The organism is Pseudomonas fontis (assembly GCF_028656955.1).
Lineage (GTDB): Bacteria > Pseudomonadota > Gammaproteobacteria > Pseudomonadales > Pseudomonadaceae > Aquipseudomonas > Aquipseudomonas fontis.
On sequence record NZ_JAMDGY010000020.1, the window covers coordinates 63,946 to 89,783 of the forward strand.

Annotated in this window: 24 protein-coding genes and 2 pseudogenes; 13 read left to right on the forward strand and 13 right to left on the reverse strand. The window is 62.3% G+C overall.

The window, feature by feature from the left end; translation table 11 throughout:
• Window positions 1-58 precede the first annotated feature (58 nt).
• The 4 genes from xdhA (at window position 59) to guaD (ending at window position 6,181) form a co-directional block, all read left to right on the forward strand.
• Entirely contained in the window at window positions 59-1,513 is a 1,455-nt protein-coding gene (gene xdhA / locus M5G11_RS07605; RefSeq protein WP_273911118.1) for a xanthine dehydrogenase small subunit, read from the forward strand.
• Window positions 1,506-3,905, forward strand: coding sequence for a xanthine dehydrogenase molybdopterin binding subunit (xdhB, locus tag M5G11_RS07610; protein ID WP_273911117.1), 2,400 nt, complete (start codon window positions 1,506-1,508; stop codon window positions 3,903-3,905). The genes xdhA and xdhB overlap by 8 nt, the downstream gene beginning before the upstream one ends.
• 115 nt (window positions 3,906-4,020) lie before the next feature.
• Window positions 4,021-4,866: a xanthine dehydrogenase accessory protein XdhC gene (xdhC, locus tag M5G11_RS07615; protein ID WP_273911116.1), complete on the forward strand. Its 846-nt coding sequence runs from the start codon at window positions 4,021-4,023 to the stop codon at window positions 4,864-4,866.
• A 10-nt stretch (window positions 4,867-4,876) separates the two neighbouring features.
• On the forward strand, window positions 4,877-6,181 hold the full coding sequence (gene guaD / locus M5G11_RS07620; RefSeq protein WP_273911115.1) for a guanine deaminase: 1,305 nt from the start codon (window positions 4,877-4,879) through the stop codon (window positions 6,179-6,181).
• Here guaD and aqpZ read toward each other — a convergent pair.
• Together aqpZ and M5G11_RS07630 are read right to left on the reverse strand one after the other, a co-directional pair.
• A complete protein-coding gene (gene aqpZ / locus M5G11_RS07625; protein ID WP_273911114.1) occupies window positions 6,178-6,876 on the reverse strand; it encodes an aquaporin Z in 699 nt (232 codons plus the stop codon). The two genes, guaD and aqpZ, sit on opposite strands and share 4 nt — an antisense overlap.
• A 113-nt stretch (window positions 6,877-6,989) precedes the next feature.
• A complete protein-coding gene (locus M5G11_RS07630) occupies window positions 6,990-7,616 on the reverse strand; it encodes a MiaE family protein (protein WP_273911113.1) in 627 nt (208 codons plus the stop codon).
• A 154-nt stretch (window positions 7,617-7,770) separates the two neighbouring features.
• Between M5G11_RS07630 and M5G11_RS07635 the strand changes: the two genes are divergently transcribed.
• On the forward strand, window positions 7,771-8,634 hold the full coding sequence (locus tag M5G11_RS07635; RefSeq protein ID WP_273911112.1) for a universal stress protein: 864 nt from the start codon (window positions 7,771-7,773) through the stop codon (window positions 8,632-8,634).
• 93 nt (window positions 8,635-8,727) lie between these two features.
• On the opposite strand, the gene M5G11_RS07640 is transcribed toward M5G11_RS07635, so the two are convergent.
• Window positions 8,728-9,195, reverse strand: coding sequence for a DUF1289 domain-containing protein (locus M5G11_RS07640; protein WP_273911111.1), 468 nt, complete (start codon window positions 9,193-9,195; stop codon window positions 8,728-8,730).
• A 407-nt stretch (window positions 9,196-9,602) separates the two neighbouring features.
• Here M5G11_RS07640 and acnB point away from each other — a divergent pair, with 407 nt between their 5' ends.
• Window positions 9,603-12,212 carry a bifunctional aconitate hydratase 2/2-methylisocitrate dehydratase gene (gene acnB / locus M5G11_RS07645; RefSeq protein ID WP_273911163.1) on the forward strand — a complete coding sequence of 870 codons (2,610 nt, stop codon included), beginning with the start codon at window positions 9,603-9,605 and terminating at the stop codon, window positions 12,210-12,212.
• A gap of 187 nt (window positions 12,213-12,399) precedes the next feature.
• Here the strand turns inward: acnB and M5G11_RS07650 are convergent, their stop codons facing one another.
• The 4 genes from M5G11_RS07650 to M5G11_RS07665 form a co-directional block, all read right to left on the reverse strand.
• Window positions 12,400-13,479 carry a DUF1615 domain-containing protein gene (locus tag M5G11_RS07650; protein ID WP_273911110.1) on the reverse strand — a complete coding sequence of 360 codons (1,080 nt, stop codon included), beginning with the start codon at window positions 13,477-13,479 and terminating at the stop codon, window positions 12,400-12,402.
• Window positions 13,479-14,030 (reverse strand): hydrolase, encoded by a 552-nt coding sequence (locus tag M5G11_RS07655; RefSeq protein WP_273911109.1) that lies wholly within the window; start codon window positions 14,028-14,030, stop codon window positions 13,479-13,481. Before M5G11_RS07655 ends, M5G11_RS07650 begins: the two co-directional genes overlap by 1 nt.
• A gap of 106 nt (window positions 14,031-14,136) precedes the next feature.
• The gene (locus M5G11_RS07660) at window positions 14,137-14,856 is read right to left on the reverse strand and encodes a thioesterase II family protein (protein WP_273911108.1); all 720 of its coding nucleotides are present in this window, start codon (window positions 14,854-14,856) and stop codon (window positions 14,137-14,139) included.
• 10 nt (window positions 14,857-14,866) lie between these two features.
• Window positions 14,867-15,091: an MbtH family protein gene (locus M5G11_RS07665; protein ID WP_273911107.1), complete on the reverse strand. Its 225-nt coding sequence runs from the start codon at window positions 15,089-15,091 to the stop codon at window positions 14,867-14,869.
• Window positions 15,092-15,233: 142 nt separating this feature from the next.
• On the opposite strand from M5G11_RS07665, the pseudogene M5G11_RS07670 reads away from it, so the two are divergent.
• The 5 genes and pseudogenes from M5G11_RS07670 (at window position 15,234) to M5G11_RS07690 (ending at window position 20,598) form a co-directional block, all read left to right on the forward strand.
• A pseudogene (locus M5G11_RS07670) lies at window positions 15,234-16,243 on the forward strand (ABC transporter substrate-binding protein).
• Window positions 16,244-16,355: 112 nt separating this feature from the next.
• Window positions 16,356-16,742 carry a hypothetical protein gene (locus tag M5G11_RS07675; RefSeq protein WP_273911106.1) on the forward strand — a complete coding sequence of 129 codons (387 nt, stop codon included), beginning with the start codon at window positions 16,356-16,358 and terminating at the stop codon, window positions 16,740-16,742.
• 223 nt (window positions 16,743-16,965) lie between these two features.
• Entirely contained in the window at window positions 16,966-18,642 is a 1,677-nt protein-coding gene (locus tag M5G11_RS07680; RefSeq protein WP_273911105.1) for an MFS transporter, read from the forward strand.
• Window positions 18,643-18,819: 177 nt separating this feature from the next.
• A complete protein-coding gene (locus tag M5G11_RS07685; protein ID WP_273911104.1) occupies window positions 18,820-20,151 on the forward strand; it encodes an amidohydrolase in 1,332 nt (443 codons plus the stop codon).
• A 147-nt stretch (window positions 20,152-20,298) separates the two neighbouring features.
• On the forward strand, window positions 20,299-20,598 hold the full coding sequence (locus M5G11_RS07690; protein WP_273911162.1) for a DUF7693 family protein: 300 nt from the start codon (window positions 20,299-20,301) through the stop codon (window positions 20,596-20,598).
• A gap of 7 nt (window positions 20,599-20,605) precedes the next feature.
• Here the strand turns inward: M5G11_RS07690 and M5G11_RS07695 are convergent.
• Window positions 20,606-21,049, reverse strand: a pseudogene (locus tag M5G11_RS07695) (thioredoxin family protein); the annotation flags it as partial.
• Between the two features lie 299 nt (window positions 21,050-21,348).
• Window positions 21,349-21,612: a DUF2790 domain-containing protein gene (locus M5G11_RS07700; RefSeq protein ID WP_273911103.1), complete on the reverse strand. Its 264-nt coding sequence runs from the start codon at window positions 21,610-21,612 to the stop codon at window positions 21,349-21,351.
• A gap of 227 nt (window positions 21,613-21,839) precedes the next feature.
• Between M5G11_RS07700 and M5G11_RS07705 the strand changes: the two genes are divergently transcribed.
• Window positions 21,840-22,580 carry a response regulator gene (locus M5G11_RS07705; protein WP_273911102.1) on the forward strand — a complete coding sequence of 247 codons (741 nt, stop codon included), beginning with the start codon at window positions 21,840-21,842 and terminating at the stop codon, window positions 22,578-22,580.
• A gap of 8 nt (window positions 22,581-22,588) precedes the next feature.
• Window positions 22,589-23,899 (forward strand): ATP-binding protein, encoded by a 1,311-nt coding sequence (locus tag M5G11_RS07710; protein WP_273911161.1) that lies wholly within the window; start codon window positions 22,589-22,591, stop codon window positions 23,897-23,899.
• A 1-nt stretch (window position 23,900) separates the two neighbouring features.
• On the opposite strand, the gene M5G11_RS07715 is transcribed toward M5G11_RS07710, so the two are convergent.
• The 4 genes from M5G11_RS07715 to M5G11_RS07730 form a co-directional block, all read right to left on the reverse strand.
• The gene (locus tag M5G11_RS07715) at window positions 23,901-24,461 is read right to left on the reverse strand and encodes a UPF0149 family protein (RefSeq protein ID WP_273911101.1); all 561 of its coding nucleotides are present in this window, start codon (window positions 24,459-24,461) and stop codon (window positions 23,901-23,903) included.
• 72 nt (window positions 24,462-24,533) lie between these two features.
• The gene (locus M5G11_RS07720; RefSeq protein WP_273911100.1) at window positions 24,534-25,169 is read right to left on the reverse strand and encodes a hypothetical protein; all 636 of its coding nucleotides are present in this window, start codon (window positions 25,167-25,169) and stop codon (window positions 24,534-24,536) included.
• Window positions 25,170-25,178: 9 nt separating this feature from the next.
• A complete protein-coding gene (locus tag M5G11_RS07725; RefSeq protein ID WP_273911099.1) occupies window positions 25,179-25,469 on the reverse strand; it encodes a hypothetical protein in 291 nt (96 codons plus the stop codon).
• A 183-nt stretch (window positions 25,470-25,652) separates the two neighbouring features.
• Window positions 25,653-25,835: a DUF1289 domain-containing protein gene (locus M5G11_RS07730; RefSeq protein ID WP_273911098.1), complete on the reverse strand. Its 183-nt coding sequence runs from the start codon at window positions 25,833-25,835 to the stop codon at window positions 25,653-25,655.
• Window positions 25,836-25,838: the final 3 nt, after the last annotated feature.

A 25,838-nucleotide genomic window follows, 5' to 3' on the forward strand; every position in this document is an offset into this window, starting at 1 on the left:
GGTGCATAAAGTCTGCCCCAGTCCGCTCAACAACAATAATTCGCTTGTGAGGCCTTCCGTGATCCAGTTTCTCTTTAACCAGGAGCTGCGCAGTGAGCATGCCCTGGACCCTAACGTGACAGTGCTCGACTATCTGCGTGAGCATTTGGGCAAACCCGGTACCAAGGAAGGCTGCGCTAGCGGCGATTGTGGTGCCTGTACCGTCGTGGTCGGCGAATTGGACATCGCCGATGACGGCAGCGAAAGCATTCGCTACCGCAGCCTCAACTCCTGCCTGACCTTCGTCTCTTCGTTGCACGGCAAACAGCTGATCAGCGTCGAAGGCCTCAAGCACCAGGGCAAACTGCACAGCGTGCAGCAAGCCATGGCCGACTGCCATGGTTCGCAATGCGGCTTCTGCACCCCAGGCTTCGTGATGTCGCTGTTCGCCCTGCAAAAGAACATCGACGCGCCCGACCTGCACAAGGCCCAGGAAGCCCTGGCCGGCAACCTGTGCCGCTGCACCGGTTACCGCCCGATCCTCGCGGCCGCTGAACAAGCTTGCTGCCAGGCCCAGCCCGACCAGTTCGACAACGCCCAGGCGCAGACCATTGCCCGCCTCAAGGCGATTGCCCCGACCGAAACCGGCGAGCTCAACAGTGGCGACAAGCGTTGCCTGGTGCCGCTGACCGTCGCCGACCTGGCCGACCTCTACGGCTCCCACCCGGAAGCCCGCCTGCTGGCTGGCGGCACCGACCTGGCGCTGGAAGTGACGCAGTTCCACAAGACCCTGCCGGTGATGATCTATGTCGGCAACGTTGCCGAGCTCAAGCGCGTCGAGCATTTCGACGACCGCATCGAGATCGGCGCGGCCACCCCGCTTACCGACTGCTACGAAGCGCTGACCAGCGAGTACCCGGACTTCGGCGAACTGCTGCACCGCTTCGCCTCGTTGCAGATCCGCAACCAGGGCACCCTGGGCGGCAATATCGGCAACGCCTCGCCAATCGGCGACTCGCCACCCCTGCTGATCGCCCTGGGCGCGCAGATCGTCCTGCGCAAAGGCGACGCTACGCGCACGCTGAACCTGGAAGACTACTTCATCGACTACCGGATCACCGCGCGTCAGGAAAGCGAGTTCATCGAGAAGATCATCGTGCCGCGTGCCCCCGCCGACTGGACGTTCCGCGCCTACAAGGTGTCCAAGCGCCTGGACGACGACATCTCTGCCGTTTGCGCCGCGTTCAACGTGAAGCTGGAAAACGGTGTGGTCAGCGATGCGCGCTTGGCCTTCGGCGGCATGGCGGCAATCCCCAAACGCGCCCATGCCTGCGAAGCCTCGCTGCGCGGCAAACCGTGGAACCACGCGGCCGTCGAGCGCGCCTGCCAGGCCCTGGCCGAAGATTTCACGCCGCTCTCGGACTTCCGCGCGAGCAAGGAATACCGCCTGCTCGGTGCGCAGAACCTGCTGCGCAAATACTTCATCGAACTGCAAACGCCGCACATCGAGACTCGGGTGACCGCTTATGTCTAACCATCATCACGTCGCCAAGACCCAGGCGGAACTCGCCGAGCTGTTCAGCCAGGAGCTGACCACCGGGGTCGGTCGCAGCATCAAACACGACAGCGCCGACAAACAGGTGTCGGGCGAGGCCGTGTACATCGACGACCGCCTGGAATTCCCCAACCAGTTGCACGTCTATGCACGCATGTCCGACCGCGCTCATGCGCGCATCCTGAAGATCGACACCAGCCCGTGCTACGCCTTCGAAGGCGTGCGTATCGCGATCACCCACGAGGACATTCCCGGCCTCAAGGACATCGGCCCGATCATGCCCGGTGACCCGCTGCTGGCCATCGACATCGTCGAGTTCGTCGGCCAGCCGGTGCTCGCTGTCGCTGCCCGCGACCTGGACACCGCCCGCCGTGCGGCCATGGCCGCGATCATCGAGTACGAAGACCTCGAGCCGGTGATGGACGTGGTCGAGGCGCTGCGCAAGAAGCACTTCGTACTCGACAGCCACACCCACAAGCGTGGTGACTCGGTCACCGCCCTGGCCAACGCACCGCACCGCGTGCAGGGCACCCTGCACATCGGCGGCCAGGAACACTTCTACCTGGAAACCCAGATTTCCTCGGTAATGCCTACCGAAGATGGCGGGATGATCGTCTTCTGCTCCACGCAGAACCCGACCGAAGTACAGAAACTGGTCGCTGAAGTGCTCGATGTGCCGATGCACAAGATCGTCGTCGACATGCGCCGCATGGGCGGTGGTTTCGGCGGCAAGGAAACCCAGGCTGCCAGCCCGGCGTGCCTGTGCGCAGTGGTTGCCCGCCTGACCGGCCAGCCGACCAAGATGCGCTTGCCGCGCGTCGAAGACATGCTGATGACCGGCAAGCGCCATCCGTTCTACATCGAGTACGACGTCGGCTTCGATGACACCGGCCGCCTGCATGGCATCAACCTCGAGCTGGCAGGCAACTGCGGCTGCTCGCCGGACCTCTCGGCGTCGATTGTCGACCGCGCGATGTTCCACTCCGACAACGCCTATTACCTCGGTGACGCCACGGTCAACGGCCACCGCTGCAAGACCAACACCGCGTCGAACACTGCCTACCGTGGTTTCGGCGGCCCGCAGGGCATGGTTGCCATCGAAGAAGTGATGGACCGCATTGCCCGCCACCTGGTGCTCGACCCGCTCGATGTGCGCAAGGTCAACTACTACGGCAAGACCGAGCGCAACGTCACCCACTACTACCAGACCGTCGAGCACAACATGCTCGAGGAAATGACTGCGGACCTGGAAGCCAGCAGTGACTACAAGCAGCGTCGCGAGTCGATCCGCCGCTTCAACGCCAACAGCCCGATCCTCAAGAAGGGCCTGGCGCTGACCCCGGTGAAGTTCGGCATCTCGTTCACCGCCAGCTTCCTCAACCAGGCCGGCGCGCTGGTGCACATCTACACCGACGGCAGTATCCACCTGAACCACGGTGGCACCGAAATGGGCCAGGGCCTGAACACCAAGGTTGCCCAGGTGGTCGCCGAAGTGTTCCAGGTTGATTTCGAGCGTATCCAGATCACCGCCACCAACACCGACAAGGTGCCCAACACCTCGCCAACGGCAGCCTCCAGCGGCGCCGACCTGAATGGCAAGGCGGCACAAAACGCAGCAGAGATCATCAAGCAGCGCCTGGTCGAGTTTGCCGCGCGGCAGTGGAAGGTGACCGAGGAAGACGTCGAGTTCCGCAACGGCCATGTGCGCGTGCGTGACGAGATCATGACCTTCGAAGCGCTGATCCAGCAGGCGTATTTCAACCAGGTGTCGCTGTCGAGCACCGGCTTCTACCGCACGCCGAAGATCTACTACGACCGCAGCCAGGCACGCGGTCGGCCGTTCTACTACTTCGCCTTTGGCGCGGCCTGCGCCGAGGTGATCGTCGACACCCTGACCGGCGAATACAAGATGCTGCGCACCGACATCCTGCATGACGTGGGCGCATCGCTGAACCCGGCCATCGACATTGGCCAGGTGGAAGGCGGCTATATCCAGGGCATGGGCTGGCTGACCACCGAGGAACTGGTGTGGAACGCCAAGGGCAAGTTGATGACCAACGGCCCGGCCAGCTACAAGATCCCGGCGGTGGCAGACATGCCGATCGACCTGCGGGTGAAGTTGGTGGAAAACCGCAAGAACCCGGAAGACACGGTGTTCCATTCCAAGGCCGTGGGCGAGCCGCCGTTCATGCTGGGGATTGCGCCATGGTGTGCGATCAAGGATGCCGTGGCGAGCCTGGCGGACTACAGCGAACAACCGCTGATCGATGCCCCAGCCACTCCGGAGCGGGTGCTCTGGGGCTGTGAGCAGATGCGCAAGCTGGTGGCGGCCCGCACGGCGGCGGCCGAGGTTGAAACAGCAGCACCGTGAGTGCCGCTATCGCCGGCAAGGCCGGCTCCCACAAGGTTGGCTGCCAACTGGAACACTGTGGGAGCTGGCCTTGCCAGCGATAGGGCCGCAACAGGCACCCAAGAGGTAACTGAACATGCACACCTGGATCAACGCCCTCGCCGACCTGAATGTTCGCGGTGAACCGTGCGTACTGGTCACCATCATCGAGGAGCGCGGCTCTACCCCGCGCAATGCCGGCTCGAAAATGGTCGTCAGCGCCACCCAGCTGTTCGACACCATCGGCGGCGGCCACCTTGAATACAAGGCCATGCACATCGCCCGCAAAATGCTCGCTGAAGGCAGCCAGAACACCCACCTGGAGCGCTTCAGCCTCGGCGCGAGCCTCGGCCAGTGCTGCGGTGGCGCCACCGTGCTGCTGTTCGAGCCCATGGGCGGCGTCCAGGCGCAAATCGCGGTATTCGGCGCAGGCCATGTCGGCCGCGCTCTGGTACCCTTGCTCGCCGCGCTGCCCTGCCGGGTGCGCTGGATCGACTCCCGCGAACAGGAATTCCCCGAGGTCATTCCCGCCGGGGTCATCAAGATCGTCAGTGAAGAACCGGTCGATGAGATCGACGAGCTGCCCGTGGGCAGCTACTGCATCGTCATGACCCACAATCATCAGCTGGACCTGGAACTGACCGCCGCCCTGCTCAAGCGCAATGACTTCACCTGGTTCGGCCTGATCGGCTCGAAAACCAAACGGGTCAAGTTCGAGCATCGCCTGCTTGAGCGCGGCTTCACCGCGGAGCGCCTGCAGCGCATGCGCTGCCCGATGGGCATTGCCGAGGTGAAAGGCAAGTTGCCGATCGAGATTGCCGTGTCGATCGCCGCCGAGATCATCGCCACCTACAACGCCAGCTTCGGCCAGCACAACCCGGCCGCCAACGCTGAACCCATTGCCCAATTGCTGCCGCCGTCTCGGCGCAGCCAAGCCATTTGACGAGAGCCTTATGAGCGCAACCCGCAAAGCCTACCGTGCCGCCCTCCTGCACAGCGTCGCCGACCCCGCCGACGTTGGCGTGGAACAGTCCTATCAGTATTTCGAAGACGGCCTGCTGGTCGTCGACAACGGCAAGATCAGCGCCCTGGGCCATGCCGGCGACCTGCTGCCAACCCTGGCCGCCGACATCGAAGTCGTGCATTACCAGGACGCACTGATCACCCCTGGCTTCATCGACACCCATATCCACTTCCCGCAGACCGGCATGATCGGCTCCTACGGCGAGCAACTGCTGGACTGGCTGAACACCTACACCTTCCCGTGCGAGAAGCAGTTCGCCGACAAGGACCACGCCGACAAAGTGGCGAAGATCTTCGTCGAAGAGCTGCTGCGCAACGGCACCACCACCGCGCTGGTGTTCGGCAGCGTGCACCCCGAGTCGGTCAATGCCTTCTTTGAAGAAGCCGAGCGCCTGGACCTGCGCATGATCGCCGGCAAGGTGATGATGGACCGCAACGCCCCGGACTACCTGGTCGACACCGCAGAGACCGGATACACCGAAAGCAAGGCGCTGATCCAACGCTGGCACGGCAAGGGCCGCCTGCACTACGCCGTCACCCCGCGCTTCGCCCCGACCAGTACCCCGGAGCAACTGGCCCTGGCCGGGCAACTGCTCGAAGAGCACCCGGATGTGTACATGCACACCCACCTGAGCGAGAACCTCAAGGAAATCGAGTGGGTCAAGGCACTGTTCCCGGAGCGCAGCGGCTACCTGGACGTGTACGACCACTTCAAGCTGCTGGGCAAGCGTTCGGTGTTCGCCCACGGCGTGCACCTGTGCGACAGCGAGTGCGAGCGCCTGCACGAGACCGAATCAGCCGTGGCCTTCTGCCCGACCTCCAACCTGTTCCTGGGCAGCGGCCTGTTCAACCTGCCACAGGCCGAGAAATTCAAGGTCAAGGTAGGCCTGGGTACCGACGTGGGCGCCGGCACCAGCTTCTCGCTGCTGAACACGCTGAACGAAGCCTACAAGGTCATGCAGCTGCAAGGCGCACGCCTGAGCCCGTTCAAGTCGTTGTACCTGGCCACCCTGGGCGGCGCCCGCGCGCTGAGCCTGGACGACCGCATCGGCACCCTGGAACCGGGCACCGACGCCGACTTCATCGTCCTCGACTACAAGGCCACGCCGCTGCTGGACTACCGCATCCAGCAGTCGAACAACATCGAAGAGACGCTGTTCGTGCTGACCACCCTGGGTGACGACCGGACCATCCGTGAAACCTACGCGGCCGGTCGCTGCGTACACCAGCGCTAAGGTTCGCGCGCCAGGCCCTTGTACAACGCGCCGCCGATCACTGCCCCGATCAGCGGCGCCACCCAGAACAGCCACAGCTGTTGCAGGGCCCATCCACCCACGAACAATGCCGGCCCGGTGCTACGCGCCGGGTTGACCGAGGTATTGGTGATCGGGATCGAGATCAGGTGGATCAGCGTCAAGGCCAGGCCGATGGCAATCGGTGCAAAGCCTGCCGGGGCTCGCGAGTCGGTGGCGCCCATGATGATCAGGATGAACATTGCGGTCATCACCACTTCACTGGCAAAGCCTGCCGCCAATGAGTAGCCATCCGGTGAGTGTTCGGCATAGCCGTTGGAGGCCATTCCACTCGCCACCTCGAACCCGGCCTTGCCGCTGGCAATGAAGTAGATCACGGCGGCGGCGAGTATGGCGCCGACTACCTGGGCAATGATGTAGGGCACCAGGTCCTTGACCGGGAAGCGCCCGCCCACCACCAGCCCGACAGACACGGCAGGGTTGAGGTGGCAACCGGAGATATGGCCGATGGCGAACGCCATCGTCAACACGGTCAAGCCGAACGCCAGGGCAACCCCGACCAGACCGATACCCGTCGGAAATGACGCGGCAAGTACCGCGCTACCGCAACCTCCCAATACCAGCCAGAACGTGCCAATCAATTCAGCACCCATGCGTTTGCCAAGGGGCATCGACATCTGTCAGTCCTCAAGTAGTGGTACGCGAGAAGCGCAAGCCCAACTGCTTGATGAAGGTTTGCGGTGTGCAGCAGATAAAAATCTAGCAGAGCTTTGGCCAAGTGCCAGCGGCGTCAGCGCGGCTGGTGCGGCCCGTAGACCGGTATGCCGCTGTGAAAGCGCATCTCGACATCTGGTGTACTGATCAGCTCGGCCTCGACTTCGCGGACTTTGTCCACCGTGCGCTGGACGTCGGCGGCATCGCCGTACTCCAGGGCCAGCTTCAGGTAGCCCTGATAGTGCCGCGCTTCGCTCTTGAGCAGACCGTTGTAGAACTTGCCCAGCTCTTCATCCAGGTGCGGTGCAATCGCGGCAAAGCGTTCGCAACTGCGCGCCTCGATAAATGCCCCCACTACCAAGGTGTCCACCAGCTTGACCGGCTCGTGCGAACGTACCACCTTGCGCAGCCCCGAGGCATAGCGCCCGGCCGACAGCGGGCGCAGTGGCACGCCACGGCGCTTCATCAGGCGCATGACCTGCTCGTGATGCACCAGCTCTTCACGGGCCAGGCGCGACATCATGTTGATCAGGTCGGCATGGGTGTTGTACTTGGCCATCAGGCTCAACGCCGTGCTGGCCGCCTTGAACTCGCAGTTCTTGTGGTCGATCAGCAGGGTTTCCTGGTCATCCAGCGCCGCTTCGACCCAGGCATCTGGGGTACGGCAACCAAGGAACGCATCGATTTCGGGGATAGGGTGCATAGGCTCACAAACAGGCAGGGCGGCGACAAGACCGGCGATTATACCGGCGGCGGTGGCGATCACCAGTGACTATGCTGATATGTATCAACCCCCGTAGCGGTTGGCGCCGTCTATAGTCAGTCACTGGTCGCCATTTTCAAGGGAGTTCACGCTCATGCTAGAAGTACGCAGCATCCTGGTGGTACTCGACCCCGAGCACGCCCACAGTCGGGCATTGACCCGGGCCAAGCTCATCGCGGGCGCCATAGGTGCCCGTATGCACCTGTTGATGTGCGACAAAAAGCAGGACCACAGCGCCCTGCTCAGCCTGCTCACCAGCCAGCTGCATGATGATGGCTACGACAACGTCACCTTCGAGCAGGCCTGGCACGACACCCTGCACGAATCCATCGTCGATGTGCAGCAGGCCGAAGGCTGTGAATTGGTGATCAAGGAGCATCGCCCGGACAACCCGCTGAAAAAGGCCCTGCTGACGCCATCGGACTGGAAGCTGCTGCGCCAGTGCCCATGTGCGGTGTTGATGGTCAAGACCGAACGGCCCTGGACTGGCGGCGTGATCCTCGCGGCCGTGGACGTGGGCAATCATGATGAAGCGCATCGCCTGCTACACACCAACATCATCGACCACGGCTACGACATTGCCAGCCTGGCCAAGGGCGACCTGCACGTGATCAGCGCCCACCCGTCACCCATGCTGTCGGCGGCGGACCCGGTGTACCAGCTCAAGGAAACCATCGAGCAGCGTTATCGCGAGGAATGCGCGGCGTTCCAGGCTGAATTCGATATCAGCGATGAACGCTTGCATGTCGCCGAGGGCCCTGCGGATGTATTGATTCCCTTCACGGCGAAAAAGTACGACGCGGTGGTGACGGTAATCGGCACCGTGGCGCGTACCGGGATTTCCGGGGCGCTGATCGGCAATACCGCCGAAGTGGTGCTCGATTCGCTGGAAAGCGATGTATTGGTGCTCAAAAGTGAGGAAGCGATGCAGCACCTGGGAGAATTGGCGCGCGGCTGAGGGCCGCATCGCCGGCAAGGCCGGCTCCCACAAATAGTGCGATTTCTGTGGGAGCTGGCCTTGCCGGCGATGGACCGCACAGCGGGCCCATTGTCAGCCCAACGCATCCTGCAGGAAGCCCGGCGCGATATACCGCTGGTAATGCGCTTCAGACAGAAGGAAAAACTCCCGATCAATGGCATCGCGCAGCTGCGGTAACTCCCAGTCACGAAATTCTGGCAGCAGCACCAAGCCATACGCCTCGAGCTCGCGGATCACCCGCGCACCCCGCGCAATCAGTTGATATGCCCAGCAATATTCAGACTGGTGCGCCACGAAACGGATCTTGCGCTGCTCCAGTTGCTCGCGCAGGCGCGTCTTGTCGAACACCTCAAGCTTGGCCGCCATCACCTGTACCAGAAGGATCTCCAGGCGCAGCCAGACGGCACGCTTCTCGTCTTCGTTGTAGCCGTTCCAGTGGATCACTTCATGGTGGAAACGCTTGCAGCCACGGCACACCAGATCCCCGTAAACCGTGGAGCAGAGGCCGACACAAGGCGTCTTGATGGACTGATTGGACATGGAGGAATCAACAGCATGGCGACGGAACAGGTGGCCATGTTAGCCCTTTGTCTAACGGGGGTCACCCGCTAAAGTCATCGCGCTTACCTTACCTTTATCAAGTTTTTACCGTAGAATCACCCGGCCTTTTTAAGGCGCCAAATGTCCGTTAGAAGCTGTTTTCAAAGCGTCACGAGCACAGTTAATCCGGTAGAACGGCGTTGGCACGGGGTATTCGCCCTCCGAATATCTCGCGCCAGCCCTCATCAGCCTCCGTTCTACAGGCGTAAAACTTTGAAAGCAGCTTCTGTAAGGATTTCCTGTAACCCTGGCTAAGCGGCCCAAAAAGCCGTATTGCGCATGGGTACCGGATATTCTGGATGAGCGTCCCGGACACCCATTTGGGACCACTGATGAGGGTAATAACTGTGCTTGAAGCCTACCGCAAACACATCGAAGAGCGTGCCGCCCAGGGTATCGTGCCCCAGCCGCTTAACGCCGAACAAACCGCAGGCCTGGTCGAGCTGCTGAAGAATCCCCCTGCTGGCGAAGAAGCAGTCCTCGTCGACCTGATCACCAATCGCATTCCACCGGGCGTGGACGAAGCTGCCTACGTCAAGGCCGGCTTCCTTTCCGCTATCGCCAAGGGCGAAGCCAACTCGCCACTGATCGACAAGAAACGCGCTGTCGAACTGCTGGGCACCATGCAGGGCGGCTACAACATCGCCACCATGGTCGAGCTGCTGGACGATGCCGAACTGGCAGGCGTCGCAGCCGAGCAACTGAAGCACACCCTGCTGATGTTCGATGCCTTCCACGACGTGGCTGAAAAAGCCAAGGCCGGCAACGCTCACGCCCAGGCCGTGCTGCAATCCTGGGCCGACGGCGAGTGGTTCAAGAAGCGTCCGACCCTGGCCGACAAGATCAGCCTGCGCGTCTTCAAGGTCACCGGCGAAACCAACACCGACGACCTGTCGCCAGCTCCAGACGCCTGGTCGCGTCCTGACATCCCGCTGCACGCCCTGGCCATGCTGAAAATGGCCCGTGAAGGTATCGTGCCGGACGTGCAAGGCTCCATCGGCCCGATGAAGCAGATCGAAGAAATGCGCGGCCAGGGCTTCCCTATCGCCTACGTCGGTGACGTGGTCGGTACCGGTTCCTCGCGTAAATCGGCAACCAACTCGGTGCTGTGGTTCTTCGGCGACGACATCCCGTACGTGCCGAACAAGCGCGGCGGTGGTTTCTGCTTCGGTTCGAAAATCGCCCCGATCTTCTACAACACCATGGAAGACGCCGGCGCCCTGCCAATCGAGTTCGACGTGTCGAACATGCACATGGGCGACGTGATCGACCTGTACCCGCACGCAGGCAAAGTCTGCAAGCACGGTACTGACGAAGTCCTCACCACCTTCGAAATGAAGACCCCGGTGCTGCTCGACGAAGTCCGCGCTGGCGGCCGTATTCCGCTGATCGTCGGCCGTGGCCTGACCGAAAAAGCCCGTGCCGAGCTGGGCCTGGGCCCAACCGACCTGTTCAAGCTGCCAGAAGCGCCAGTCGACACCGGCAAGGGCTTCACCCTGGCCCAGAAGATGGTCGGCAAGGCGTGCGGCCTGCCAGAAAACCAAGGTGTGCGTCCAGGCACCTACTGCGAACCGAAGATGACTACCGTCGGCTCCCAGGACACCACTGGCCCGATGACCCGTGACGAGCTGAAAGACCTGGCGTGCCTGGGCTTCTCGGCTGACCTGGTGATGCAGTCCTTCTGCCACACCGCGGCCTATCCAAAGCCGATCGACGTCACCACCCACCACACCCTGCCAGACTTCATCCGCACCCGTGGCGGCGTGTCGCTGCGTCCAGGCGACGGCATCATCCACAGCTGGCTGAACCGCATGCTGCTGCCGGACACCGTCGGTACCGGTGGTGACTCGCACACCCGCTTCCCGATCGGCATTTCGTTCCCGGCCGGTTCCGGCCTGGTTGCGTTCGCCGCAGCCACCGGCGTCATGCCGCTGGACATGCCAGAGTCGATCCTGGTGCGCTTCAAGGGCAAACTGAACCCAGGCATCACCCTGCGTGACCTGGTCCATGCGATCCCTTACTACGCCATCCAGAAAGGCCTGCTGACCGTCGAGAAGAAGGGCAAGATCAACGCCTTCTCCGGCCGCATCCTGGAAATCGAAGGCCTCGACGAGCTGACTGTCGAGCAGGCATTCGAGTTGTCCGACGCCTCGGCTGAGCGTTCTGCTGCCGGCTGCACCATCAAGCTGCCAGAGAAAGCCATCGCCGAGTACCTGACGTCGAACATCACCCTGCTGCGCTGGATGATCAGCGAAGGCTACGGCGATGCGCGCACCATGGAGCGTCGTGCCCAGGCGATGGAAGCCTGGCTGGCCAACCCGGAACTGCTGTCTGCCGACGCAGATGCCGAATACGCCGAAATCATCGAAATCGACCTGGCCGACGTCAAGGAGCCTGTGCTCTGCGCGCCGAACGACCCGGACGACGCGCGTCTGCTGTCGACCGTTCAGGGCGAGAAGATCGACGAAGTGTTCATCGGTTCGTGCATGACCAACATTGGTCACTTCCGCGCTGCCGGCAAGCTGCTGGACAAGGTCAAGGGTTCGATCCCTACCCGCCTGTGGCTGTCGCCGCCAACCAAGATGGACGCTCACCAACTAACCGAAGAAGGCTACTACGGCATCTACGGCAAGGCTGGCGCGCGCATGGAAATGCCGGGTTGCTCGCTGTGCATGGGTAACCAGGCACGCGTTGCGGCGAACTCGACCGTTGTGTCGACGTCGACCCGTAACTTCCCGAACCGTCTGGGTGATGGCGCGAACGTCTACCTGGCATCGGCCGAACTGGCTGCCGTGGCGTCGATCATCGGCAAGCTGCCGACCGTCGAGGAGTACATGGAGTACGCGAAGAGCATCGACAGCATGGCTGCCGACGTTTATCGCTACCTGAGCTTCGACCAGATCGCCGATTTCCGCGAAGCCGCTGCGAACGCCAAGATCCCGGTTGTTCAAGCCTAAGCTGATCAGGTGTTGAAAAAGCCCCGCCTCTGGCGGGGCTTTTTTATGCCTGGCTGTTAGCGCTCAATAGCTGAATCAGATCCCGCGCAGCCGCTGCCGTCAGGCTGCGCTCGCCTGCGTAGCGGGCGCCGCCTTTGGGAGCCCTCACGGGCTCCAGCGCAGCCTCTCGGCAGCGGCTACAAATAAATCAGCGTTTCATGCAGCGCAAATAGCGCTCATCCACCCGCTTGGCAAACCACGCGGTGGTCAGCTTGCGGGTAATCTTCGGGCTCTTGAGCTCGATACCCGGCAGAATCGCCCGAGGCAGCGCCTTACCGGCCGACTTGTCCGCCAACACATACAGACGCTCGTACAGCGGCGTCTCCTCGAAATCCAGGCTATCGCCCTCCTCCAGCTGGCTGCGAATACTCGGGTTGCGCAAATCCAGCTTCGCGCCCAACAGCCGCACCGCCTTCTCGGTACTGCCGGGGAAGATCGCCCCCGGCGCAATCAGGTCCCCATCCAGCGCGAGGTCGACGCCGGAAACACGGCTGAGCGCCGCCTGAAACGCCGCATTGCGACTGGCATACCAACCCGCATTGAAGTCGGCAAAGCGGTACAGCGGCTGGTCATAGTGCGTCGGGTAGCCCATCAGGTGCGCGATACCGAAATACATGCCGCCGCGCCGGCTGAACACCTCCTGGCGAATCGTCCCGCTGTAGGTGTACGGATAACCCTGCGCATGACGCTCGGCAAACGCGATGCTGACCTGCATCGGCCCACCGGTACGCACCGGATTCAGGTCACCCAGCAAGGTTCGCCCCAACGGCACGGAACCGATCAGGTCATCGAAAATGGCACTGAGCTGCTTTTCGCTGCGCGCCGCATCCAGCCGCTCGCTATAGCTTTTGCCATTCGGCGATGGGGTTTTCAGGGCCGCGTTGACCAGTAGTTGTGGCACATGCACTCGGGCGGCGCGGCGGTCGATTTCCTGCCGGGCGATACGCCCCAGGCCAGGCACCTGCGGGTCCGCCTGGAAGGTGGATTCCTGCTCGGTAACGGCGAGTACGGCGCACAGGTTGGACTGGCTGGGGTCGAGCCTCTGGGCAGTGAAGGCGACCTGAATGTCCCTGGCCCAACCCTGGCGGTCTGCGGTATTGGCCGGCAACAAGCGCACGATCAACGCTTGTATCTGCTCCGGGGACGCCGATTGCGTCCCCCGCTGGCCGGCACAACCGGCCAGCAACAGCATCGCTGCAACGCCAAGCAGCGCATGCCTGCCCTTCATCAGGGTTGCTCACCCACCAGGAAGGTCTTGCTCAGGGTGCGGAATTTTTCGTGGCTGGCACTGCCCAGCAGCTCGAACAGCACCATCTCGCGGGTGACGATCTGCGCCCCGGCGTCACGCATGCGCTGGATGCCAGTGGCCTTGCTGTAGGCCGTACGGCTGTCACAGGCGTCTTCGACCACGAATACCTGCTTGTTCAGCGCCAGCAGCCCCAGTACGGTCTGCAGCACGCACACATGGGTTTCCATGCCGCAGACGATCACCTGTTTACGCGCCATCAGCGAAGATGGCAGGCAGTTAGCGGCGACACAGGAAAAGTGCAGCTTTTCGACGACTTCAGCGCCCCGCGCCGCCTCTTTGAGTTCAGCGACGGTTGGCCCGAGGCCCTTGGGATACTGCTCGGAGAACACGCACGGCAGGCCAAGCTCGGCCGTTGCGCCAAGCAGCCAGCGGGTCCGTGCCAAGGTGCCGGCCGGGTCGCTGACCGCACCGATAAGCTTCTCCTGGACATCAATGACCAGCAGGGTGGACTGGGTTGGGTCGATCAGCATGCTGCGCCTCCGGCGTCGATAAAGGGACGGTCCCGGGGCACGACTATGCAAGCCACAGCCCCTCGGCGCAACCAATGCGCGCGCAGCGGGGGGGCATTGGCGGGTTTCAGGCGGTCAGGCGCAGCGGCTCCAGCGACGCGGCAAGCACGCCCAGCACACGGTCTTCATGCTCGTGGATAAAGAAATGGCCGCCCGGGAAGATCTCCAGGGCAAAATCGCCAAGGCTTTCCTGGCGCCAGGCCAGCAACTGTTCTTCACTCGCCCGATCATCCTCCCCACCCAGTACATGCAGCGGGCAGCGCAACGGCGAACGCTGGCGGTACTGGTAACGCCCGCACAGCAGAAAATCGGCGCGCAGCACCGGCAGCGTCAGGCTCATCAGCTCCTGATTGGCCAGCACCTCCTCGGGCGTTCCTTGCAAGGTGCGCAGCTCGTCGATCAGCGTGGCATCGCTCTTGGGCTCGCGCCAGTTGCCGCCATCGTAGTCTTCACGCCGCGTGGGGGCCGCGGTGCCACAGGCAAACAAGGCCACCGGCGCCGGGCAACCCAGGGCTTGCAGCTCATGGGCCAGCTCGAATGCGAGCAAGGCGCCGAGGCTGTGGCCAAGCAGCGCGTAAGGCTGGTTGGCCGCCAGGCGCTGCTCCTGCGCCAACTGCCGGGCCAGCACCTGCATGTCGGTGTGCAGCGTCTCGCCCAGGCGCGCGCCGCGACCGGGCAATTCCACCGGGCGAATATTCAGCCAGGCTGGCAACTTGCGTCGCCAGCGGCTGTAGACCATGGCGCTGGCACCGGAATACGGCAGGCACAGCAGGGTCAATGAGGACACGGCTGCCCCCTTACTGAGCGGAAGCGTTTTCGGCCATCTTCTGGCGCAGGCTCAGCGGACGCATGTCGGTCCAGACCTCGTCGATGTAGGCCAGGCAGTCCTTCTTCAGGCCGCTTTTGCCGACGGTGCGCCAGCCGGTCGGGATGGCCTTGTAGTCAGGCCAGATGGAATATTGTTCCTCGTGGTTGACCACTACCTGGAACACGATGTCGTCGCGATCAAAAACGGATGTCATTGCCTGTCTCCTTCGTTGAATGAGGCTCGTGGCGTCGGGGCGCACGGAAGCTATCTAGGGAACGAACGAAGTTGCAAACAAATTAGGGCTACTACACTGCCCCGTACCCCTTTGGCCCAGACACCCCGACAAGCGAGGCAAGATGAACCGACTCCCCCACTGGCTGGCCTGTGCACTGCTCACCCTGGGCCTGACCCAGGCGGTAACCGCTGCGGATGCGCCCCCCCGATCCATTTCGGCGAAATCACCTGGGAAAGCGGCAGCCTGACCACGGAAATCCTGCGTCTTATCGTCGAAAAGGGCTATGGCTACCCCACCGACACCCTCCCCGGCAGCACGGTGAGCATGGAAGTCGCCCTGGCACGCAATGACATCCAGGTGATCGCCGAAGAATGGGCCGGTCGCAGCCCCGCGTGGGTCAAGGCCGAGCAGGCCGGCCAGGTGTTCAGCATCGGCGACACGGTGAAGAACGCCGACGAAGGCTGGTGGGTGCCCGAATACGTGATCAAGGGCGACCCGGCACGCGACATCAAGCCCATGGCGCCCGACCTGCGTTCGGTGGAAGACCTCAAGCGCTACGCCGCCGTGTTCAGCGACCCCGAAGACCCGAAAAAGGGCCGCTTCCTCAACAGCCCAAGCGGCTGGACCTCGGAAACCGTCAACACCCAGAAGCTCAAGGCATACGGGCTGGACAGCACCTATGTGAACTTTCGCAGCGGTTCGGGCGCTGCGCTGGACGCCGAGGTCACTTCGGCCATTCGCCGTGGCAAACCGGTGCTGTTCTACTACTGGACGCCCACCCCGCTGATGGGGCGCTTCCCGTTGGTCCGCCTGGAGGAACCCGCCTTCGATGCCAAGGCCTGGGAAACCCTGACAGACGCCAACAACCCCAACCCCATCGGCAGCCGTTCGCTACCGGCAAAACTGTCGATCGGCGTCTCCGCCCCGTTCCGCCAGCAGTACCCGGAGCTGGTGGCATTCTTCGCCAAGGTCGACCTGCCCATCCAGACCCTCAACGCAGCGCTGGCCAAGATGAGCGAGAGCCATCAGGCACCCAAGGACGCCGCCCTGGCATTCATGCGGGCCAACCCGGCCATCTGGAAGGCCTGGCTGGCGGAAGACATCGGCAACAAGGTCGCGTCAGCGTTGTGAACCACTCGCCAAAACCAGGGTCTGTTGCGAGTAGACACGCTAATAGCCAATTAGTAGCATCGTGATATCGCTGTGTGCCATACCACAAGGATCCGTCGGCCAGGGAGGCTGCATGACCAAACGTGTTCACCGATCAATCCAAAGCCCCATCCGCCCCACGCTCAGTTGGCAGGAAACCTGGGAAGGCCCTGACAACGGCCTGATCCGCTGCTGGGAGATAGGCCGCGAACGCGCACTGAAAGCCCCGGAGATGGCGCAGCGCTGCCTCAATGGCGAGCTGCCGGTGCTGGGCTGGAAAGGCGGCTCTGATCGCACCCTGAAAAAAGTCGAAAAATTCGGCTCGCTCAAGTACCTGGCCCAATGGCAAGGCTTGCGCGGCGAAGACCTGAGCGTCGACACGCAGTCGGAAGTCACCTTGAACTGCGCCAGGACCGGGATGGTGGTCACCTTCACCCCGGAACAGAGCAAGTACTACAACGCCCTCGCCGAAATCGACTGAACTTGCCATAGCCATCTGCAAGGCAACCTGCCTTTGCATGATGGCGAGTGGATATCTGCCAAATAATAATTATGCTTTCAGAGACCTTGCAGCAATGTAGGGCCGTCAACCTGTGTTCAGGTTTTGCGCAATCCGTTTTCCGACAACATCAGCCCCCGGGCCTGGGTGCGGCAATGGAAGTGAAGTGCTCCGGTCAGCGACAAGAACAGGACGGAGAAGACTCATGGCGGCAATCGACAGTTCACCCAGCGACAGCGCTCCCAGACGCGGGATCACCAAGGAGGAGCGCAAGGTCATTTTCGCCTCCTCACTGGGCACCGTATTCGAGTGGTACGACTTCTACCTCTACGGTTCCCTCGCCGCGATCATCGCCAAGCATTTCTTCGCCGGCGTAAACGAAACCACCGCCTTCATCTTCGCCCTCCTCGCCTTTGCCGCCGGCTTCGCCGTACGCCCCTTCGGCGCCATCGTGTTCGGGCGCCTGGGCGACATGATCGGGCGCAAGCACACCTTCCTGATCACCATCGTGATCATGGGCGTGTCCACTGCCATCGTCGGCATACTGCCCAGCTACGCGAGCATCGGCGTGGCGGCGCCGGTCATCCTGATCACCCTGCGCCTGCTGCAAGGCCTGGCACTGGGCGGTGAATATGGCGGCGCCGCCACCTACGTGGCCGAGCATGCGCCACCGGGCAAACGCGGGTTTTTTACCTCCTGGATACAAACCACCGCGACACTTGGCCTGTTCCTGTCGCTGCTGGTGATCCTCGCCTGCCGCACCATACTAGGCACTGAAGCGTTCGAGGCCTGGGGCTGGCGGATTCCGTTCCTGCTGTCGATCCTGCTGCTGATCGTCTCGGTGTACATCCGCCTGCAACTGAGCGAGTCACCGGTATTCGAGAAAATGAAGGCCGAAGGCAAGGCGTCGAAGGCACCCTTGACCGAATCCTTCGCCCGCTGGGACAACCTCAAGATCGTCATCATGGCGCTGCTCGGCGGCACTGCCGGCCAAGCAGTGGTCTGGTACACCGGACAGTTCTATGCCCTGTTCTTCCTGTTGCAGACGCTGAAAATCGACCCGCAAACCGCCAACCTGCTGATTGCCGGCTCGTTGCTGATCGGCACGCCGTTCTTCGTGATTTTCGGCAGCCTGTCCGACCGTATCGGGCGCAAGAAAATCATCATGGCCGGCTGCATCATCGCGGCACTGACCTACTTCCCGATCTTCAAGGCGCTCACTGAATACGGCAACCCGGACGTGTTCCTCGCCCAGGAAAAGAACCCGGTCACGGTGATCGCCGACCCGGCCCAGTGCTCGTTCCAGTTCGACCCGGTGGGCAAGGCCAAATTCACCAGCTCCTGCGACCTGGCCAAGAGCGTACTGGCCAAGCGGGCCACGCCCTACGAGAACGAAAAAGCCGCCGCAGGCGCCGTCGCGCAGATCCGCATCGGCGACAAGGTGCTACAGAGCTTCGAAGGCACCGGCCTGCCTGCTGCTGACTTCAAGGCGCAGAACGACGCCTTTGTCGCCACGCTGGGCGCCGCCCTCAAGGACGCCGGCTACCCGGAAAAAGCCGACCCGGCCAAGATCCACTACCCCATGGTGCTATTGCTGCTGACCATCCTGGTGATCTACGTGACCATGGTGTATGGCCCGATTGCCGCCTGGCTGGTGGAGTTGTTCCCGGCGCGTATCCGCTACACCTCGATGTCGCTGCCCTACCACATCGGCAATGGCTGGTTCGGTGGTTTCCTGCCCACGGTGGCGTTCGCCATGGTGGCGGCGACCGGCGATATCTACTACGGGCTCTGGTACCCCATTGTCATCGCCGTGATGACGGCCATCCTCGGTATCTGCTTCATGCCGGAAACCAAGGACCGGGACATCACCCACAGCTGAACGGGTGCGCCCTCCCCGCCAGGGAGGGCGCATTTCCCAATACCCCCGATCACCGCTTGCATGGCAAAGCCGTGCGATTACCGGCCATCTGCGTTTGTCCCCCCGCCCGTCCCGCCCTACCCTAGGTCACGGCTGCTTGCGTGCGCCGCTCAAACAATAATCCAGTGGAACCCTTTCATGCGATTTGCACCTGCCCCGCTGTGCCTGGCCCTGCTTGGCGCCCTCTCGACCAGCTTCGCCCACGCCGCCGACCTGGCCTGGGTCGACCCAGCCGTTGCCTCGGTCAACCAGCAGGTCATCGACCTGCGCCACACCATTCACCAACACCCGGAACTGGGCAACATGGAGGTGAAGACCGCCAAGCTGGTGGCCGATCACCTGAAGGCGCTGGGTATCGAGGTGCGCACCCAAGTGGGCAAGACCGGTGTGGTCGGCGTGCTCAAAGGCGGCAAACCCGGCCCCGTTGTTGCCCTGCGGGCCGACATGGACGCCCTGCCGGTCAAGGAGATGACCGGCCTGCCCTTCGCCAGCAGCGCCATGGGTGTTCGCCTGGGCAAAAGCGTGCCGGTGATGCACGCCTGCGGCCACGACACCCATACCGCCATGCTGCTGGGCGCGGCGCGCGTACTGGCCGAACACCGCGAGCAGGTCGCCGGCACCGTGGTGTTCCTGTTCCAACCCGCTGAAGAAGGGGCGGCCGATGTCGACGACTTCCAGACCGACACCTTGGTGGGCGCCCAGGCGATGATTCGCGACGGCGCGCTGGAGAGCCCGAAAGTCGAGGCGATCTTTGCCGTGCACGTGATGGCCGGTTACCCGACCGGCCACCTGTATTACAAAGCCGGTACCGTGCTCAACAGCAGCGATGGCTTTCGCATCACCATCAAGGGCCAACAGACCCACGGTTCTGCGCCCTGGAGCGGAATCGACCCGATTGTCGCCAGCGAGGGCATCATCAGCGGGCTGCAAACCCTGGTCAGCCGCAGGATTGACCTGACCAAGGGCATGGGGGTGATCAGCGTTGGCACCATCAACGGTGGGTCAGCCGGGAATATCATCCCGGAAACCGTCGAGCTGACAGGCACCATCCGCACCAACGACGCCTCGATTCGCGAGACCATCCTGCAGAAAATGCCACCACTGGTGAACGGGATCGCCAGCGCCTACGAGACCCAGGCAGACTTGCTGCTGGTCAATCATGCGCCGGTCACCACCAACCATCCGCAGCTCACCGAAGCCATGGTGCCAGCGTTGGAGCTGGCCGCGCCGGGCAAGGTCGAGCGGCTGGACGCGTCACTGTCGCCGAGCGAGGATTTCTCGTTCTATGCGCAAAAAGTGCCGGGGTTGTTTGTGTTCCTTGGGGCCACGCCTGAAGGGCAGGACATGCAGAAGGCGCCGAACAACCACAGCCCGTATTTCACTGCAGACGATGCCACGCTGGCGACCGGGGTGAAGGCGCATGTGCAGTTCGTGATGAACTATCCGGGGAAGTTGGCTGGGGTTTTGTGAGGGCCTGGGTATCCCCTCGCTGCCGCCAGGCTGCGCTCACCTGCAACGCAGGTGCCGCTGTTGGGAGCCCTGCGGGCTCCAGCGCAGCCTCGCGGCAGCGGCTACACGAGGTGTCGGCAATTCAGGCACAATGCGCCCATGATTCCACTGTCGCCACTCAGCGCCCGCGAAACCTACCAGTGCCTACGCGACGCCGCGATGGGCACGCACACCCTGCAGCGCCTCGATCTGCGGTGCCCGCCCGGGCACGTGGTGGTCGACATCGAAGGCTGGCAACTGACTCTCGATTTCAGCGGCGAGCAATTGCACCACTGCCAGCACTGCCGCTGCCCGGACGGCCGCCAAGGCTCGCTCGACACCTGGCAACGCTACGGCACCGACCCGGTAAGCCTGCTCAGCACCTGGGAACTGGCGCAACTCGAAAAGCTGCTGCGCCAGCACCCGTAAGCACGCCTCAGGTTTCCTTGCTGGCCTTGAGCAGCTCGCGAATCACCTGTTCCTGGGTGTCATAGGCACCCTCGCCGAAGTGCACGAAACGCACCTGCCCCTTGGCATCGATAAAGTAATGCGCAGGCCAGAACTGGTTGGAGAAGGCATTCCAGATCCGGTAGTCGTTATCGATGGCTACCGGGTATTCAATGCCCAGCTTCTTCACCTGTTCACGCACACTCGCAACGACTTTCTCGAAGGGATATTCCGGCGTGTGCACACCAATTACCACCAGCCCCTGGTCGGCATAGCGCTTGGCCCATTGGTTGACGTACGGCAGGCTGCGTTGGCAATTGATGCAGTCGAAGGTCCAGAAATCCACCAGCACCACCTTGCCCTTGAGGGCCTGGCGATCCAGTGGTGGCGAGTTCAACCATTGCTCGGCACCGCTGAGCGAGGGCATCTCGCCATACGACTGGAGCCCGCCGCCGCTACTGGCGAAGACCGTGTCAATCAACGGGCGCCCCCCCGGCCCCGAGACGCTCAACCCCACCGCCAGCAGCGCAGCAACGGCCACACCGCGAGGGGCCCAGGCACGCATGCGCGGGGAACTGCGCAGCACCCCCGCGCGCGTCAGCAACAACAAAGCCAAAGGGCTCAACAGGGCCAACATCACAGTAACGAACACAAGCATCAACATCATCTGACCTCGGGGCTATCGGAAAATTGAAGCACCCGAATTGCCGGGCGCCACGAGGAGCGCCGTGCTCAATTGCCCTCATGGCAATCGTTGGCAAAGCTCTGATATTGCAGACGGTGCTCCTTACCGTTGGAGTCAAGATAGTTCATCTGCGAGCGGGTCACGCCACAGGTGTGGCTGTCGGCCTGCTGGATTGAAAGCACGCGGCTCACATCCAGGTGCGTGCCGTAGTGGTAGGTTTCTACCGGCACGCTTGTGTCCGCCTGGGCGGCAAGGGCCATAGAACCGAAGAGTGCGAACAGCCCGGCAGTCATCAGTGATTTGCAGTTCATGAGGTGTCTCCTGAGCGAATGTGTTGCTTGGCTGGGAGAGGAGGTGCCCTCTCCCGTTGCTACACATTTCGGGCCCTGAAGGTATCTGGGGTGTGTCCGCCGCACCGGTCGTGCACCTCGCCATGTATCTGCCAGGCCGGCAGATACACTGCAATACAAAGGGCAGCAGGCAAGCGCCGCGCAGCTCAGTACACTGCGCTGCATTCAACCGAACGGAGGCCTGGCCGATGGATCATGTCGATCACATCCTGATCGTCGACGACGATCGCGAAATCAGGGAGCTGGTGGGCAATTACCTGAAGAAGAACGGGCTACGCAGCACCATCGTCGCCGATGGCCGGCAGATGCGCGCCTTTCTCGACGCCAACGTGGTCGACCTGATCGTGCTCGACATCATGCTGCCAGGCGATGATGGCCTGGTGCTGTGCCGCGAGCTGCGTGCCGGCAAGCACAAGGCCACGCCGGTGTTGATGCTGACGGCACGCAATGATGAAACCGACCGCATTGTCGGCCTGGAGATGGGCGCCGACGACTACCTGAGCAAACCCTTCTCGGCCCGCGAACTGCTCGCCCGCATCAACGCTGTGCTGCGCCGTACGCGCATGCTGCCGCCCAACCTGAGTATCAGTGAAAGCAGCCGGCTGATCGGTTTTGGCCACTGGCGCCTGGACACCACAGCGCGCCATCTGCTGGATGCCGACGGCACGCTGATTGCCTTGAGCGGTGCCGAATACCGCTTGCTACGCGTGTTCCTGGACCACCCACAACAAGTACTGAGCCGCGAACAACTGCTCAACCTGACCCAGGGCCGCGAGGCGGATATCTTCGACCGCTCCATCGACCTGCTGGTCAGCCGCCTGCGCCAGCGCTTGCAGGACGACGCGCGGGAACCTGCCTACATCAAGACAGTGCGCAGCGAAGGCTATGTATTCTCTCTGCCGGTACAACTGCCCGGAACGCCATCATGAACGGCCTGCTGCGCTGGCCGCGGACCCTGGCCTCACGCCTGGCGCTGATTTTCTTCACCGGGTTGGTGCTGGCGTACGGGTTGTCTTTCAGCTTTCAGTTCTATGAGCGCTTCCAGAGCGCGCGCACCATGATGCTGGGCAACCTTGAGCAAGACATCGCCACATCGATTGCCATCCTTGATCGCCTGCCGGCCGCAGAACGTGAAGCGTGGCTGCCTCGGCTGGCACGGCGCAACTTCCGATTTCACCTGGACTCGGGCCTGGCGGGCGAGCCCTTGGCAATGGACAACGCCCCCATGGCCGCGCTGTCCATCCAGAAGGCCATCGGCAGCCAGTACACGCTGGACTTCCAGAACATTCCTGGGCCAACGGTACATTTCCAGGTTCACCTGCGCCTGGCCGACGGCAAGCCGCTGATCGTTGATGTCACCCCGGCCATGGTGCCCTTGTCGTCATGGTTGCCGGTCGTGCTGCTGATTCAATTGGCCTTGCTACTGTTCTGCACCTGGCTGGCGGTAAAAACCGCGATCCGCCCGCTGACTCGCCTGGCGCAAGCCGTGGACTACCTCGACCCCAACGCCCCCGGCCCCAGCCTGAGCGAAACCGGGCCACGGGAAGTGGTTTACGCCGCGAAGGCCTTCAACACCATGCAGGCGCGCATCGCGGCCTATCTCAAGGAGCGCATGCAACTGCTGGCGGCGATTTCCCACGATCTGCAAACCCCCATCACCCGCATGAAGCTGCGGGTCGAGTTCATGGAGGCGACGGCTGAGAAGGACAAACTGGCCGCCGACCTCAATGCCATGGAACACCTTGTACGCGAGGGCGTGGCCTATGCGCGCAGCATTGATGGCAACACCGAGGCGAGTTGCCGGGTTGATCTGGATGCCTTCCTCGACAGCCTGGTATTCGACTACCAGGACAGTGGCCAGCAGGTGGCGCTGAATGAGAAGAACGGCGCAGTGATAGACACACGCCCACATGCGCTCAAGCGAGTGCTGGTGAACCTGGTCGACAACGCACTGAAGTTCGCCGGGGCGGCGCAACTGGAGGTCAGTAGCGGTGTTGCCGGCACAACCTTGATCCGCGTACTGGACAACGGCCCGGGCATCCCCCACGCAGAGCTGGACGAAGTGCTCAAGCCGTTTTACCGCGTGGAAAACTCACGTAACCGCAGCACCGGTGGCACCGGCCTGGGGCTCGCCATTGCCCAGCAACTGACCCACGCGATTGGCGGCCACCTCACCTTGTGCAATCGCGAAGGTGGGGGCTTGTGCGCGCAGATCGAGCTGCGCGCCGGGGCGCGGCAAAAAAACTGAATCAGGCCTGACGCTTGGCCGCCCAATAGTCATGCAGCTCACGAGCCGCCGGTTCTATGGCCGCAACGCGCTGGCGGTGCTCGGCGACATTCAGGTCGGCCGGCAGCTCGAAGTTGTCCTGCTCGGCGCACTCGACGATGGCCTGCAGTTGCTGCGCATGCGCCCCTGACAGCTCAGGCCAGTTGCCCACGGCAACACCGCGCAGATAGCCAAAGCACCACTCTTCGGCCAGCGTAAGCATTTCGCCCTGGTGTTCGGTTTGCTCAAAACGTGCCTGGAAACCTTGCGGGTCTGAAGCCAGCTGGGTGGCCAGCGCATTGAGGTGACGCACGCTCAGCTCGATGAAGCGCTTGCACTCCTCGGGCAGCTCCCACTCCGGGTTCTGACCACCCCAGATGGCCGGGAACCATTCGGCGATGTCGACCTGCAGCGGGCCGGACACCAGCGCGGTGAAATACCCGTCAAGCTCGGCAAGGTTGAGTACGGAGTGGTCATCACCGTATTTGAGCAGGGTTTCTTCAATAAATGCGAAGTCGATGGCGTTGAGCGGTTGGTTTTGCATGGAAGGGTCCTTCGTAAGGCAAACACCCCTCTGGGCGAGGGGTGCTGAAAAGTGCAAGGGAGGTGTGTGCGTCTACAGCGCAACGCGCGTCAGGCGTTGCAGGTCTTCGATGATCGAAGGGTTGCCCTGCTCCAGAACATCCTGCTGAATCTGTGCGATCACCGATTTGAGCAGGTCGGTCTGGCTCAGGCGGGTGGCCTGCAGCAGCACCTCGAAATCCTCGGCGACAAAATGGTTCACTTTCATGGAAAGACGCTTCATTGATCGCGACAGCGGCAACTGCCTGGCCAATCGCTGTTGCGCAAGCGCCTGGATAAACGACTGATGGGTGGTGTTCAGGTTCGCGGCGCCAGCTTCATGTTCGGCCAGCACGCGGAAATAATAACTCAGTACCAACTTGCGTAGCTGCAGCCCGGCTTCCTGCGCCAGCAGGTGCATTGCAGCATCCAGCACATCAAGGTAGACCGCCGGCAAGCGTGCCTCGATCGAGATCAGTTGCTGCTTGCGCGACGCCTTGATCGCAGGCGTCGACTGCGGCGGAACGGCTACCACCGCCTCACAGCTTTCGCACACCCCGACCAGGATGTCCTTCGCCTCGCCGTGCCCGTCGCTAAACGGCACGTCACGCCGGGCATACACCGTTGCAACCAGTTGCTGGCAATGCTCACAAAGCGCTTTGCCACGATCACCTTCCAGATAGAGCTTCATAACCTGTACTCACCGATGGACGCTGATGAACCAGACGTCTGGCTCGATAAAATAGAACTTGATGTACCACCCCACCCGCTTGAGCACATGAACCTCGATGTCGGGAACGTTGTGATGCGGGCTGCTGCAATGATGCATACCGTTGCAATGCCGGATGATCTCGATCACTTCCGTGGCTGACACCTCGCCGGTAGCGAGCTGGTTTTTTACATCGATCTCGCCGCGAATAGCGTGTTGATAGTCGCCCGCTTCCAGGGCAGACATCACATCGTATCTGGCCTGCTTGAAGCCTCTTTCCATATTGGCCCCTTGGTACGAGGAGTATCGTACCAATCTATTGTGATTTCCAGTGGCGAATTTGTAACGGTGCTCTGCCGGCATGCGAACGCAGCCAAGCAAGCCAAAGGGAGGCTACGCGGGTAGCAAGGGTGGGAACATCGCAAAACCGTCATCGAACATTTCAGGCACTGCACAGGCGGGTATTCACCCGCCCTTTTTCTGCAAGCGTTTCATCTGCGCGCTTGCCCGCTGGACCGCTGCCATTTTCTCCGGGCGCTTCATCTTCTTCCATTTGCGGATATCGTCCTTGCTACGCCCGCAACTCACACAGAGCTCGCCGCTCAGCTGGCACACGGCGATACAGGGATTGTCGATGTCCTTGGCCATGGC